The following is a 15,212-nucleotide window of genomic DNA, read 5'->3' as shown; positions in this document are numbered from 1 at the left end:
TACAATGCCATAGCATAGCGTAATTTGGTGAAAATTGCGATGATATGATGGTTTGCTTGCGTGATATGTTTGGCGTTTAAAAACTGATTATAGCTAAGGTTGCGGTCTACAACTAGCCAGTCTTGGGTATAATAAAGAGAATAACGATAATTAACTTGGAGTTCCAATGACCATCACTATTTACGGTATCAAATCTTGTAGCACGATGAAAAAATCATTTACTAAGCTTGATGAGCTGAATGTAAGCTATGATTTTCACGATTATAAAAAGCAAGGTGCTGATAAAAAAGGTATTGATAAACAAAGCGTCCAGCGTTGGGTAGATGCGCTTGGTATTGATAAAGTATTGAATAAGCGCGGGACGACATGGCGCAAATTAGATGATGAGCAAAAGCAAGCAGCTGATACCAATGTAGACAAGGCTATTGAATTGCTAGTAGAAAATACCAGCATGATTAAACGTCCAATCTTAGAAGGTAAGCTGGCAGATAAAAATAAAGGTCGACCGATATTGCTTTGCGGCTTTGATGAAGAAACGTTTGACATGACTTTTTCATAAAAAGGCTATTCTAAAGGTGATGATCGCATTAATGTTGCTTATGTCTCAGGGCCAAATGGTCGTTTAGATGGTGACCGTTATGACAATGAGACCTCGTACTTTACTGAGCGTAAAGGTAATCACCGCATGAAAGTGTATGGTAATAGCAGTCATAGCTCCGTAGAGTTTTGCGCTTATTAAGAAATTAGCATTTTTAGGTAAAAAGAGGTAGCAAAACCTGAGCTTAGAATAATCTAAGTTCAGGTTTTATAACCCCCAAGATAAACCAGATTAGGCTAGCTACCCAAATAATTAGCACATACATCCGAATCTGTTCAGCATTCCAGTCAAGTGCAAACCATTCAATAAGAAAAAACGATTTCCAACCTTCTATCCATTTTGCGCCGCCGTAACCAATTATCCACCAGCAATATAGACTCTCTAAAATAAAAAGCAGACACCATAGCCACAATGCCATTACTTGCTCCTAGTCTCAGCTCATCGATGAACCCAAATCACGACTAATTAACGTGCCGACACCTTCGTTGGTGAAAATCTCTAATAGCGTGGCATGCGGGACGCGACCATCAACGATAACTGCACTTTTCACGCCGCTACGTACTGCATCAAGCGCACATTGAATCTTAGGAATCATACCGCCTGAAATCGTACCATCTTCAATTAAGCTATCGACTTTCTGTGGCGTTAAGCCAGTGACTACTTCACCGTCACGACCTAGTACCCCTTTAATATTGGTCAGCAGCATCAGTTTTTCCGCTTGTAAAAACTCTGCAACCTTACCCGCAACCAAATCTGCATTGATGTTATAAGTATTACCTTCTTCATCGACCCCAAGCGGTGCAATGACGGGGATGAAGTTAGAAGCAATAAGCATATTAATCACATCTTTATTGACGCTGACCACATCGCCGACATAGCCTAAGTCTACAGGTACCGCAATACCGTCTTCACCGATTTTTTCTACTAGTAGTTTTTTAGCTTGGATGAGATTGGCATCTTTACCAGTCAGTCCAATAGCGCTGCCACCATGCTTATTAATAAGGCTAACGATAGATTTGTTAACACTGCCACCAAGTACCATTTCAACGATATCCATGGTGCGCTTATCTGTCACGCGCATACCGTCAATACGATCAGACTGGCGACCAAGCTCTTTTAACAAATTATCGACTTGTGGACCGCCGCCATGGACGACTACTGGATGTAGGCCGACAGTCTTTAGAAGTACGATATCACGTGCAAATGAGCTTTCAAGTGCAGGATCGGTCATCGCGTTACCACCGTATTTGACGACAATCAATTTACCGACGAAGCGTTGAATATAAGGCAGCGCCGTGGTCAACACTTCAGCGGTGTTTTTTGCATCATCTAAATTAAGCGACATCATACTCTCCTAAAATACAATTATAAAACGGTCGTTACCCACGCATTTTTATACTAATTTTTATGCCAGTAATGGCAAAGAATTTATATTTAAAGCTATTGTTAAATAAATATTGTTTTGAATGATTATTCGTTGCTGTTGCTGCTTTTACTCAGCAGAAATAGCGGCAATTTGCTCAGCTATTTGTGTATCAAAGGCCTGACACAATGTCACAAAGCGCGCTTGCACGTCTTTCATGTCGACCAAATTGTCTCCTGCGAAACGTACTGTAAGGCTATGACTGGTATTTGATTGACGCAGTACACCGAAGCCATGAGCAAAGTCTAAACGTACACCATCGATAAAAGATAACAGCGTGCCTTTTGGTAAGAGCTGTTTAGCCTGTGTGGAGGTTATCTGCTGTACATTATCGAAGCAACGACATGATGGCAAGGTCATTAAACCCTTTGTTTTTATAATGTCTGTTTGTAAGGTCGCTGCATCCATAACAGAAGACTCAACGTTAGTTTCTTCAACCAAGTGCTGTAGATAATGACAAAACGTAGTCAGATGCTTTACGATTGAACAATGATTAGAAGCATCGTCCGACAGTGGTAAGTAGTTGTCAGCAGTACTCACAAGCTTTGGTAAATGTTGCGTAATATCAGTCAGCCGATACGGCAGGGTTGCTCTTCTAGGCGCGCCCCATTCATCATAATTTGGAGGCAGATTGCGGGTAGAGGTCTTAGTAACGATACCTCGTAGTGCGGTAATGTCAGATTTGACAACGGTCGATGCCAGCCAGTGTAGCAAGCGCAGTCCAGCATACATAGCGTCATCATAAACAATAAAATAGTCGTCGTTAAAGATAAAGTGCCCTGATAATTCACCGGCAAATATAGCTTGGCTATTATGAGACTGGAGCTGTTGGCGCAGTAAGCTACTACCCGTTTTACTCATCACTGGTATCGCATCGAGCTGATCAAGTAAGCGTGGCAAATGATGAGAGCACTTTACATCAAACAGTACCTGCGGGGCGTTTGATTTTTTGTTGAGCGTAGGACGTTCTATGATTGCCACTCGTGCTAATAAATACAGCAAATGATCAGGGGTGACGACCTTACCGCTATTATCAACGATCATCAATCTATCACCGTCACCATCAAAGGCCAGACCTATATCTGCCTCATTGATAATAACAGTTTGCTGAAGCTCTGCCAGACGGTTAGGCTCAGTAGGATCTGGATTACCTGTTGGAAAATTACCGTCAGGAATATCATTAAGCACAATAACTTGCTTACAAAAGCGTTCAAATAAAGGTTGAGCAATCCTACTGGTTGCACCATTTAGGCAATCAAGAACGATCTTTAAGTCCAGTTTGGTTGCAGTACCACGATTATGAGAGGGGGATTGATTAGTTTGTTTTTCGATACGAGCAAATACTTGCTCGATAGCACTTATATAAGTGGAGGCGACAGTATTAGTAGGCAAGCTGATAAGGTTGCTGGCAAGAATATTTGCATTACAGGCACTAGATGTATTTACTTGAAATTTGTTGTCTTGCTGGTTATTTTTGTTATGTTGAAAGCTAGAGTCATTTGAGGAATTATCACTCGTTAGGCTTTGGTGAATTACTTGAATGTCAGCGTCACTAGGGGAGGCATTATTTACCAGCCACTTTATCCCTAGGATGTTCTTTTCAGAATGGCTGGCGGTGACTATAATGCCATGCCCATCATATTGCTGCGCCCAAAATGCCATCATTGGAGTCGTGATAAGCCCCAACTGGATAACCGTTAATCCATGCTGACTTAAACTGCTGGCAAGCATGTGAGCTATGGTATCGCTATCACAGCGCACATCATAACCTATGACCACAGTATTAGTTTGAAAGTTGGCTTGAGGATTCGCTTTATTGATTTGATGATGTTTGCGCGCTGAATGCTTTTCCGCTGCGTGAATGTTTTTTGTATTGCAGTTTTCTAAATGGTTGTTTTTTGAGTGATTGCATTCTAGATGACTACTTTTTGAACGAAAAACTTGCGCTTTATATAGCTGCGCGAAAACCTCACCCAATGCCGCTATAAATTCAGTAGTAAAATACTGGCGCGCCCCGCGAATATCGTAAGCACGAAATAGGGGGAGCTGTGCGGCAAAAGTCGTCATGACTACAAACTCCTTATATCCCTATTAATAGTAAGATGGTGAACCTAGTTAAAAGTACACCGCCGCTGTATATATTTAAACGTTATATAGTCAGTTCAAAATAAAAAAGGTACAAAATTTTGGCATGCTACTGGTATAAATTTTCCTTGCATGCTGTTTACACAGAGGCTGCGCAAAGTTCATCCCAGTAGCACTGTATTCTTTTTATTGAATCGACTATATCTATTTTAATTTAAACGTTTTATTTTAAGTATTGTAAGTTTAATGACGACCTGAATGCCCAAAGCCACCTGCGCCGCGAAGACTTTCATCACTAAAATCTGACACCACTTCGAATTCTGGGCGGGCAACTGGTACTACAATATACTGTGCCATACGCTCAGCAGGATTAAGTACGAAGTCTTCAGTGCTACGATTCCAAACACTGACCATCAGCTCACCTTGATAGTCTGCATCGATAAGACCCACCAAGTTGCCCAATACAATGCCATGCTTATGACCGAGTCCTGAACGCGGCAAAATCATTCCGGCATAATTAGGGTCTTGAATATAGACCGCTAAGCCAGTACCTACCAAATGCGTCGCACCGGCTTTGATGGTCAAAGGCTCATCAAGGCAAGCGCGTAAATCGATACCTGCTGATCCATCTGTTGCACGCGTTGGCATTGGAAAGTCAGGATGCGTACCAATTTTTGGATTTATGATTTTGACTTGTACAGCTTGCATAACACACTCACTTAAGTTTTTTGTAATTTTCATCATACTATTGTATTTGTAAGGCTAATATTAATAGCCATTTATAAACAGATAGCGATTATAGAGAACAACTACTCTCTGTCACGTTGTAATTTTGGACTGAAATTTTTGCTCGCACCTTGCAAAGAGTAACAACTACAGCAGCAACACACTTGCCAGCCCTAAAAATGACATAAAGCCGACAATATCAGTCACTGTCGTCAGAATAACTGAGGCTGATAGCGCAGGATCGATATTCATGCGCTTAAGCATCAGCGGAATACTAATGCCGGATACATTGGCAGCAGTCATATTAATGGCGATAGCAAAGCCAATCACTGCACTAATCTTAACATCATGAAACCACATTTGTGCAATAATCGCCATGATAATTGCCCAAATAAGTCCATTTATTGCTCCAACCCATAACTCTTTATTAAAAAGCCATAAACGGTTGGAACCACCGATTTGACCCATGGCCATACCGCGAATGACAATGGTTAGCGTCTGCGAGCCAGCTATACCGCCCATACTTGCCACTACTGGCATGAGTATCGCCAGCGCTACTACTTTTGCAAGTACCGCTTCAAACTGTCCAATAACTGCAGCGGCGAGTAGTGCAGTACATAAGTTAATTCCTAGCCAGATGCTACGACTTTTGGCACTGGTCAAGATAGGCGCAAATAGTTCCTCATCTTGACTAACACCAGCAAGGTTTTTCATGGTGCTATCGACATCATCTTGGATAATTTCCATGATATCTTCACCATTTAACTGCCCAACCAGCTCGCCATGGCTATTGATAACAGGTGCAAAGCGAATATCTTCCGAACGAAAAATCGCCGCGGCATCTTGAATATCTAAACGGTCGTTGATAGTAATGGCGTTGTCTGTAAAGCTTGAAACCAGTGATTTTTGATTATGTTTAATCAGATCAACCAGACTTAACAGCCCTAATAACTGCTGACTTTGATCGACCACTAATAACTCTTGGCTTTGATCATCAAGCAGATCCTCGTTTTCTCGTAGCCACTCTTGCACTTGTCCCAAACTAATATCATCTTGAACCTGAATAGTATCAGGATCCATATAGCTGCCAACTTCCCAATCTGCATAGGTATCGAGTTTGTTCACCTGAATGCGAACGTCTTCGTCCAAAGTTGCCATTACTGAGGTACGCACGGTCTCAGTAACCGTCTCTAAAATCTCTGAGATGTCTTGCGCATCGAGATCTTGGGTAAATAATGAGATCTCTTTTGAGGAGATGTTTTCCATTAATGGTTGACGCGTATCAACCTCTAGCTCAGCAAGAACTTCACCTTTGAGATGGTCAGGAACTTGTGCCCAGATAATTTGTCGATCTTGATTGGGGAACGATTCCAGTAGGTTAGCAATTTCATACTCAGACTGCTGCGCTAAGAATTCAGTAATCGCTGCATACGCATTATCAGCCACCAAACCTTGCAAATATAACAGTTTATATTCAGCGTTATATTCTAACGGATTATATTCTGCCTGCGGTTTGGCTGGTTGTTCTGAATTGGGCGTAGGGGCGGGCATAGGCGTTCCAAAAAATCAAAAATAAATGATAAAAGTAATAAAAATGCCAGCCAATGCTTATTAATAAACAAACATTAAACGCTATTGGCAGACCTTTAACTATAAGCATAGTTAATATTAAAAATAAACGTTAAAGCCAGTGTTAGCGATTACCAAGCAATGCACGAATATTAGCCAAGTATTCATCAGCGACTGCTTCCGGGTCTTTAGTGGCTTTTTTCTTTTTCGCTTTGGCTGGCCAGTCAATATGATCCTCAGGCAACTCATCTAAGAATCTTGACTCTGAGGTGACACGCATCTGACCGCCAGCACGACGCTGGGTAGCTAAAGTCAGTGTCAGCTCGCGACGAGCACGGGTAATACCCACATACATCAAACGGCGTTCTTCTTCGACTGTCTCACTCATGATAGAGTTGCGATGCGGTAGCATCTCTTCCTCAAGCCCCATGATATACACAAAATCAAACTCCAAGCCTTTTGCCGCATGCAAGGTCATCAAGTTTACTTTGTTAGTATTTTCTTCTTCTTGCTGCTGCTCAAGCATATCGAGCAAAACGAGCTTACGAATGATGGTATCAATTGTCCGATCTTCATCTTCTTCGGCACGATTAATTAAAGACTGAATGCTGGTGTAAAGCATGTCGATATTATCGATACGATTCTTTTCTTGTTGCGGCGTTTTGGCATCACTGCGTACAAAGTCAATATAACCAGTTTCATCGATCATTTGGCGTACGATTGGCACAGGATCAGGATGTTGATCCAGCTCACGAGTATAATGCTCGATGAATTCACCAAACTCTTTTATCGTCCCATAAGCCTTAGACGGCAAGACATGAGCAAGACCGGCGTGAGTACAAGAGGCTAATAACGATATGCTATGCTCTTGCGAAAACAGACCAAGTTTTTCGAGGGTCGCAGGTCCCATGCCGCGTTTGGGCGTATTGATAATACGCAAAAATGCGCTGTCATCTTCAGGGTTTAGGATAAGACGCAGATAACCCATGATGTCTTTAATTTCACTACGGGCGAAGAACGACTGACCGCCGGATAATTTATAAGGAACTTGCAGCTGACGTAACTGTGCTTCTAACATCCGCGCCTGAAAGTTACTGCGATAAAGAACAGCGTACTGCTCCCACTCATTACCAAAGCGTAATTTATGAGTGACAATCTCTTTTGCCACGCGCTCGGACTCATCATCGTCATTACGGCAGTTGATAATACGGATTTTTTCGCCTTGACCTTTATCTGACCACAGCTTTTTTTCAAATAAATGCTCATTGTTGGTAATGACTGCGTTGGCAGAAGTCAAAATACGCGTGGTCGAACGATAGTTTTGTTCAAGCATAACGATTTTAAGCTTAGGGAAATCTTCTTTGAGCAGCGCCATGTTTTCAGGCTTGGCACCGCGCCATGCATAGATAGATTGGTCATCATCACCAACGACAGTAAAGCGCCCTTGCGGTCCTACCAGATATTTAATCATCTCATACTGTGCAGTATTGGTATCTTGATATTCATCGACCAATAGATAGCGAATACGGTTTTGCCATTTATCACGCAGCTCCCTATTTTCACGTAATATTTTAGTCGGCAGTACAATTAGATCATCAAAATCAACCGCATTATAAGCGCGCAAATTACGCTCATATAATGCATATAGGGTGGCAAAAATCATATCTTCTGGATCGTCTAAGGTTTCCATCGCCTTGTCAGGATCAATTAGATCGTTCTTCCAGTCAGAGATAAATTTGATGGCTTTACCAACCAGCTCGCGACTTTCAGCGCCGCTTAAATTGTCGCGCATCATAAGCTCCATGAGCAGGCGCTTACTGTCATCGCTGTCCATGATAGAGAAGTTGCCCTTTAGAGGCGTATGAATCAACTCATAACGTAAAAACTGTAAGCCAAATTGGTGAAAGGTCGATACTGTCAGTCCACGCGTCTTTTCACTAGGCAGCAGTTTACTTACCCGAGCTTTCATCTCACGGGCGGCTTTATTGGTAAAGGTCACCGCTGTGATGCGTTCGGCTGGCATGTTGCATTCTTCAATAAGGTATGCAATTTTGCGCGTAATAACCGAAGTCTTACCGGAGCCGGCACCTGCTAGCACGAGCAATGGGCCGGATACGTAGAGCATAGCTTCTTGTTGTTTGGGATTAAGTTGACTCATAACGTGACCTGTAAGACAAAAGCAAAAAAGGGTAGGCGCTGATGTGCCCTAGCAAAAAAACGAGGCAGCGGGCGCAATAACGGCAATAAAATGTAGAGGTTAGCGTTGAGACGCCATGAAAATCAGGTGGGTTATTATAAAGCAAAAGCGTGGCTTTTTGGGAGGAGATGGATAAAGCGTTAAAGCGTATTATCCTTAAAACCTAACTACCTTATAGTTGTAGCGAAGAAGATATTAATTGCAGCAATAAAATCGCGCCCACAGACATAGAGCTATAGACGCGACAAGAAAGATTTAGATAACTAAGACAATATTAAGCATTATTCAACTGACGTGCTGCTTCCAATGCAAAATAAGTCAAGATACCATCAGCACCGGCTCGGCGGAAACCAATTAGCGACTCTAGAATAACCGCGTCACTGAGCCAGCCGTTTTGAATGGCCGCCATATGCATAGCGTATTCACCAGAGACTTGATAGGCAAACGTCGGTACGCCAAAGGTGTTTTTGACTTCCCGAATCAGATCAAGGTAGGGCTGACCCGGTTTAATCATAACCATATCTGCGCCTTCATTGATATCCATGGCAACTTCGTGCAAAGCTTCCGCGCGGTTACCAAAATCCATCTGATATTGCTTTTTATGGCCACCTTTTAAGTTACCTGCACTACCGACTGCATCACGGAATGGGCCATAATAAGCAGAGGCGTATTTTGCAGAGTAGGCCATGATAGCCGTATTCACAAAGCCTTCTGCTTCAAAGGCATCACGCATGGCTTTAATACGCCCGTCCATCATATCGCTAGGGGAGATGATATCGGCCCCAGCGCGAGCGTGAACTAGCGCTTGTTTGACCAACACTTCGATGGTTGCATCATTGATAACATAGCCGCTGTCATCAAGCAAACCGTCTTGACCATGTGAGGTATAAGGGTCTAAAGCCACATCTGTCATAACGACCATTTCTGGTACGGCGTCTTTTACCGCGGCTACTGCACGCGCAGTAAGACCATTTGCGTCATAGGCCGCTTTACCATCTGGTGTTTTTAGGGAGTTATCAATGACAGGAAAGATATCAATAGTCGTAACACCCTCCGCTAATAATTCTTTCGCATAATTAATGAGCAAATCAATTGATAAGCGTTCGACACCCGGCATACTAGCAATAGCCTCACGTTGATTTTCACCTTCTAGTACGAATACTGGCGCAATAAAATGCTTGGGATGTAGCTCAACTTCGCGAATCATTGCCCGTACATTATCGTTGTAGCGTAAGCGGCGCAAACGAGTTTCAGGGTATTGGCGGTTAAAGGTATAAGACATAATCGTTCCTTATTATATTTTCAATAATGATTGTTTCAACAGCTATGGTTTCAGTAAACTTAGCTTTATCAAATTTAGCTTCATTAAAGCCTGTAATTCTTTACAAAGTTGGTTTGTATAAAACGGTGTTCAGTAAGGTGAGACTACTATAACCAAAAGCAGCCGATGAAAGTAAAAAGCCCCACCAATGTGGTAGGGCTAATTGTAAAGTGTTTATCTACCTCTCACATTACAGCTATTTAAGGCTCAATAATCTGCGTTACCGGTACTTGCTCAACAGGTGTCTCTTGGGTCACGACACCGACGGCAGCATCATTTCTACCATCGTTATTAACATCGACGACAGCAGTAGGCTTAAAGGTAGATGTCGCTGGCGTTTTAGATTGTTTGATTGCCAGTGCTTCTTGTGGAGATGCCACGCGAGCTGAGCTTGCAGCATCTATGGCATAAGCAGCTTTAGCTTTTGCGCTGTTCGCAGGTAGGCTGGCGATTTGAGCTACGTTAGTATACTGCGGCACAGGAATAGCCGTTGGTATATCTAAATTAGCACCGCCACCAAGCGCTTGGTATAGCTCGATTTGACTAACGATTTTTTGTAGCTCTAAATCTAAAATACCTTGCTGGGTTGAAAACAATGAACGCTGAGCATCAAGGACATCTAGATAGTTTGAGATACCTGCTTTGAAGCGTGCATCTGCTATCTGATAGGTTTGTTCAAAGTTATCTTGCAGACGATATTGCGCTGCAAGTTGCTCACCTAGTGTGGCTCGTGTTGCCAGCACATCAGAGACTTCACGGAAGGCTGTCTGAATAGATTTCTCATAACTTGCAAGCGTCTGCTCACGTTCGATTTTAGCCATGTCATAATTAGCATCCAAGCGTCCTGCATCAAAGATAGGCACGCTAACGCTTGGACCAAATGACCATCCAACTGAACCACTCTTGAACAGATCGTCTAAGCTACCGCTACTTACACCGATGCTACTAGCAAGGCTGATAGAAGGGAAATAAGAGGCACGCGCTACTTCGATATTAGCACCAGCTGCTTTTAGATTATATTCCGCTTGCAGAACATCTGGACGGTAACGCAATAGCTCACTTGGTAAACCAGCACTAAAGATTTCATGCGTAGTGATGTTGCTGACCGCAGGCGTTGGAATAAGCTGGCTCGGAATAGGCGTACCAACTAAAAACTGCAAGGCATTGCGTGATTTTAAAATACTGCTTTGCGCACGTAATACAGCTAGTTTGGCATTTTCAAGTGCCGCCGAAGACTGTAATGAAGGTAACTTAGGATCGATACCTGCCTCAAAACGTTTGCTAGCAATAAACAGTGAACGCTCACGACTTTCTACCGTTGCTTCTGCTAGTTTAAGTTGCGCTAGGCTATAGCTTAAATTGGCATAGCTTTGAGCAATATTACTAACAAGGCTAATCTGAGTAGAGTCTTTTGCCGCCGTTGTCGCTAAGAAATTCTGCAACGCTTGATCTTTTAGACTAGAAATCTTACCCCAAAAGTCTAGCTCATAATTAGCCAGACCCAGATTTACGTTATAGCTATCGCTTGTTGTACTTCTTTGGCGTTGGCGAGAATAGCCTGCACTACCATCAATCGTTGGTAGGTCACGAATATCAGTAATTTGATATTGCGCCCGTGCTTTTTCAATCGCTAAACGTGCACTTTCAAAGTCTTTGTTGTTTTCAAGACCTAACGCAATCAGCCCTTTTAGGCGCTCATCACTATAGAAGTTCTGCCAGCGTTGACTAGCGAGACTAGGCTGCTCAGCATTGCTAACCGTCTCACGATCGAAAGCACCATAGCTTTGTCCAACAGGTATATTGGGCTCAGCGAGCACAGGGCGCATATCAGCTTTTGGGATCGTGTTGCAGGCAGCCATGCTCATCGCTAGTACGGTTAAACCTATTAAACGACCGCTTTTTCTGCGCACCTGTGAAATAACTGGTCTCACAAATTTAGCAACTGACGCTGCTTGTTTGTTTGTCATTGGGCGCACATTAGCAGCAGTATTGACTACTGCTGTTGAGTTGGTTATAAAAGGTTGTGAACTCATTGTGTATTATCTCCAAAGCTTGCAGGCTGATAACTCTCTGAGGGAGTTGGGTTCTGCGGAGTAGGCGTACCATTGCCGCCATCGCCTTTATCATTTGGCTGATTGTTGTCATATTTGTATGGGAACACACTGCGTACCCAAATATAGAACATCGGGATAAAGAATATGCCTAAGAGAGTCGCCGTGACTACACCGCCTACAACACTAGTACCAATGGCATTTTGACTGCCTGAACCCGGACCAGTCGCCAAGAATAATGGCACAACACCTAGACCAAAGGCAAGTGAGGTCATGATAATTGGACGCAAACGTTGACGAGCTGCGGTCATGACAGCCTCTTTCAGACTATAACCTTCCTCTTGGTGCTCTTTAGCAAACTCAATAATCAAGATGGCGTTTTTAGCCGATAGACCAACCACCGTGAGTAGACCTACTTGCAAGTAAATATCATTGGCAAAACCTCGTAGCCAAGTAAATATGACTGCCCCTAGAACCCCAAGTGGAATGACCAATAGTACGGAGAAAGGAATAGACCAGCTTTCATATAGGGCTGCTAAGCATAAGAATACGACTAAGATTGAAAGCGCATAAAGCATTGGCGCTTGTGCACCTGATTTTTGCTCTTCCAATGACATACCTGTCCACTCATAACCAATACCTTCAGGTAGCTGTTCTATCATCGCTTCCATCGAGCTCATTGCTTCACCAGTACTCAAACCGGGCGCTGCACTACCTTGGATGTTCATCGAGGGCAAGCTGTTATAACGGGTCAGACGCGGTGAGCCTGACTGCCACTCGCTGGATGAAAATGCATCGAATGAAATCATATCATTCATATCATTTCGCACATACCATTTGCCAATATCATCAGGATTGGTACGGCTACTTGCTTCACCTTGAACAAAGACGCGTTTGATACGACCACGATCAATGAAGTCATTAACATAGCTTGAACCCCAAGCCGTTGAAATGACACTATTGATATTACTTAATGACAAGCCATAAGCTGCAGCTTGCTCTTGGTTGATGTTCACCTTAAGCTGCGGTGAATCTTCTTGACCGTTGGGACGTACACCAGCGACTTGGTCATTTTGTGCTGCCATACCTAAGAGCATATTACGTGCTTCAAGTAGCCCATCGTGTCCAAGGTTACCATTATCTTGAATCATTAAATCAAAACCACTGGCATTACCAAGTTCAGTAATCGCTGGAGGTACAATCGCAAAAACCTGCGCTTCATTTAATTGAGTGAAGAAGTAACCCATCGCACGACCAGCAACAGCCTGTGCAGTATTTTCATCGCCGGAACGCGACTCCCAATCAGACAAGCGAACGAATGCCAGTCCCATATTTTGCCCTTGACCAGCAAAACTAAAGCCTGCAATGGTAAAGACAGAGGCAATGTTATCTGTCTCTTGAGTATCGTAATAGTTTCTTACTTTATCGAGGACATCTTGTGTCTCATCAAGCGTAGAGCCAGCAGGAAGCTGAACCAAGGTAAACATAATACCTTGATCCTCTTCTGGTAAAAATGAGCCAGGAATACGTAAGAAGACCACTGCCATGATGCCGATAATAGCCGCGTAGCCAATCAAATATAACCATTTAAAACGAATACTCTTACCCACAAAATTTTCGTAAGAGCGGCTAAGCTTGAAGAAACCACGGTTAAACCAGCCAAAAAAGCCTTTTTGCTTTTCGGTGCTACCTTTTTCATGGCTCTTACCACGTTTTAGTAAAGTGACACATAGAGCAGGGGTGAAGATAAGCGCAACCAGTGCTGAGAGTACCATAGCGGTAATCAGAGTAATGGAGAACTGACGATAAATTACGCCTGTTGAACCACCGAAGAAGGCCATCGGTACGAATACTGCTGATAGAATCAAAGCAATACCGATAACAATCTTACTAATCTCACCCATTGATTGAACGGTCGCGTCTTTGATAGAAATGTGAGGATCTTCTTCTAAGATACGTTCAACGTTCTCTACCACAACGATAGCATCATCGACCAGTAGACCGATGGAAAGTACCATCGCAAACATGGTCAGCACGTTGATACTAAAGCCCGCTACATAAAGCACTGCAAACGTGCCCAGTAATACAACAGGTACGGCAAGCGTCGGGATAATAGTTGCACGCCAGTTCTGTAAGAAAATGAACATGACGATAAATACCAACACAATCGCCTCAATGAGGGTCATGACGACTTGTTCAATAGATAAGCGTACAAAAGGCGTAGTGTCGTATGGTACGACCGAGATTAAACCAGCTGGGAAGTTTCTTTCCAGTTCAGCCATACGCGCGCCAACTGCTTCACGAGTCTCAAGCGCGTTAGCACCACCAGCGAGTGAAATACCCAAACCAGCAGCTTCTTGACCGTTATATAAAGAAACAACGCTATAGTTCTCACTGCCAATTTCGACATCTGCAACATCACCTAAGCGGACTTGAGCGCCAGAGGTATCAGTTTTCAGCAGAATGTTTTGGAATTCTTCAGGCGTTTGTAAATAGCTTTGAACAGTGACCGTCGCGTTAATAACCTGTTGGTCTGTATCAGCAGGTGCTTGACCCAATTGTCCGGCAGATACCTGAGTGTTCTGTGCTCGTATGGCATTGACGACATCAGACGGTACCATGTTATAGCTACGGAGACGTGAAGGATCAAGCCAAACACGCATCGCATAGGTGGACCCGAAAACTTGAACTTCACCCACACCTTCAACACGGCTAAGCGAATCGACGACATTGGAGTTAATATAATCGGCAATATCAGCTCGATCCATAGAGTCATCTTCGGAAATAAAAGCTTGCACCATCAAAAAGCTGCTAGACGATTTATTAACGTTGACGCCTTGACGCTGAACAGACTCAGGTAGCGAGCTCATCGCCGCTTGAAGTTTGTTCTGCACCTGTACCTGAGCGGTATCAGAATCAGTACCATTTTCAAAGGTGAGTGTTACTGACGCGCTACCGTTTGAGGAGCTTGATGATGACATATACATCAAACCATCAAGGCCTTTCATACGTTGCTCAATGATCTGCACAACTGAGTTTTCAACGGTTTGTGCGTTAGCACCAGGATAGCTTGCACTGACCGAAATGGTCGGTGGCGCAATACGTGGATACTGTTCGATCGGTAAATTAATGACCGATATCACCCCGATGAGCATGACTAAAATAGCCATAACCCATGCAAAAATAGGGCGATTAATAAAAAAACGTGACATAGTATATCCCTAAGTCTTCCTATCTTTGAA

The 15,212-nt window shown here is 43.2% G+C and carries 10 protein-coding genes; 1 reads left to right on the top strand and 9 read right to left on the bottom strand.

The genetic code is table 11. The annotated features are described in order from the left end of the window. The first annotated feature begins 166 nt into the window (after positions 1–166). The gene (locus ACTQ9S_RS12560; protein ID WP_440455107.1) at positions 167–559 is read left to right on the top strand and encodes a Spx/MgsR family RNA polymerase-binding regulatory protein; all 393 of its coding nucleotides are present in this window, start codon (positions 167–169) and stop codon (positions 557–559) included. Positions 560–782: 223 nt separating this feature from the next. Here ACTQ9S_RS12560 and ACTQ9S_RS12555 read toward each other — a convergent pair whose 3' ends face one another. The 9 genes from ACTQ9S_RS12555 to ACTQ9S_RS12515 form a co-directional block, all read right to left on the bottom strand. After that, positions 783–1,016 (bottom strand): hypothetical protein, encoded by a 234-nt coding sequence (locus tag ACTQ9S_RS12555; protein WP_068034718.1) that lies wholly within the window; start codon positions 1,014–1,016, stop codon positions 783–785. A gap of 15 nt (positions 1,017–1,031) precedes the next feature. Beyond that, complete coding sequence (gene argB, locus ACTQ9S_RS12550) at positions 1,032–1,943, bottom strand: acetylglutamate kinase (protein WP_068034720.1); 912 nt, start codon at positions 1,941–1,943, stop codon at positions 1,032–1,034. Positions 1,944–2,090: 147 nt separating this feature from the next. After that, positions 2,091–4,088, bottom strand: coding sequence for a phosphomannomutase (locus ACTQ9S_RS12545; protein ID WP_440455106.1), 1,998 nt, complete (start codon positions 4,086–4,088; stop codon positions 2,091–2,093). Positions 4,089–4,349: 261 nt separating this feature from the next. Next, positions 4,350–4,814, bottom strand: a complete 465-nt coding sequence (gene dut, locus ACTQ9S_RS12540; protein WP_350657478.1) for a dUTP diphosphatase — start codon at positions 4,812–4,814, stop codon at positions 4,350–4,352. A gap of 165 nt (positions 4,815–4,979) precedes the next feature. Further along, positions 4,980–6,383 carry a magnesium transporter gene (gene mgtE, locus ACTQ9S_RS12535; RefSeq protein WP_068034727.1) on the bottom strand — a complete coding sequence of 468 codons (1,404 nt, stop codon included), beginning with the start codon at positions 6,381–6,383 and terminating at the stop codon, positions 4,980–4,982. A 142-nt stretch (positions 6,384–6,525) separates the two neighbouring features. After that, positions 6,526–8,559, bottom strand: coding sequence for a UvrD-helicase domain-containing protein (locus ACTQ9S_RS12530; RefSeq protein WP_068034729.1), 2,034 nt, complete (start codon positions 8,557–8,559; stop codon positions 6,526–6,528). A 313-nt stretch (positions 8,560–8,872) separates the two neighbouring features. Next, a complete protein-coding gene (gene hemB, locus ACTQ9S_RS12525) occupies positions 8,873–9,880 on the bottom strand; it encodes a porphobilinogen synthase (protein WP_440455105.1) in 1,008 nt (335 codons plus the stop codon). Between the two features lie 239 nt (positions 9,881–10,119). Continuing rightward, positions 10,120–11,952, bottom strand: a complete 1,833-nt coding sequence (locus ACTQ9S_RS12520) for an efflux transporter outer membrane subunit (protein WP_440455104.1) — start codon at positions 11,950–11,952, stop codon at positions 10,120–10,122. After that, complete coding sequence (locus ACTQ9S_RS12515) at positions 11,949–15,182, bottom strand: efflux RND transporter permease subunit (RefSeq protein WP_440455103.1); 3,234 nt, start codon at positions 15,180–15,182, stop codon at positions 11,949–11,951. The genes ACTQ9S_RS12520 and ACTQ9S_RS12515 overlap by 4 nt, the downstream gene beginning before the upstream one ends. Positions 15,183–15,212 lie beyond the last annotated feature (30 nt).

Source organism: Psychrobacter sp. ASPA161_9 (assembly GCF_051970275.1).
Classification (GTDB): domain Bacteria; phylum Pseudomonadota; class Gammaproteobacteria; order Pseudomonadales; family Moraxellaceae; genus Psychrobacter.
This window is presented reverse-complemented; position numbering and strand designations above follow the sequence as displayed.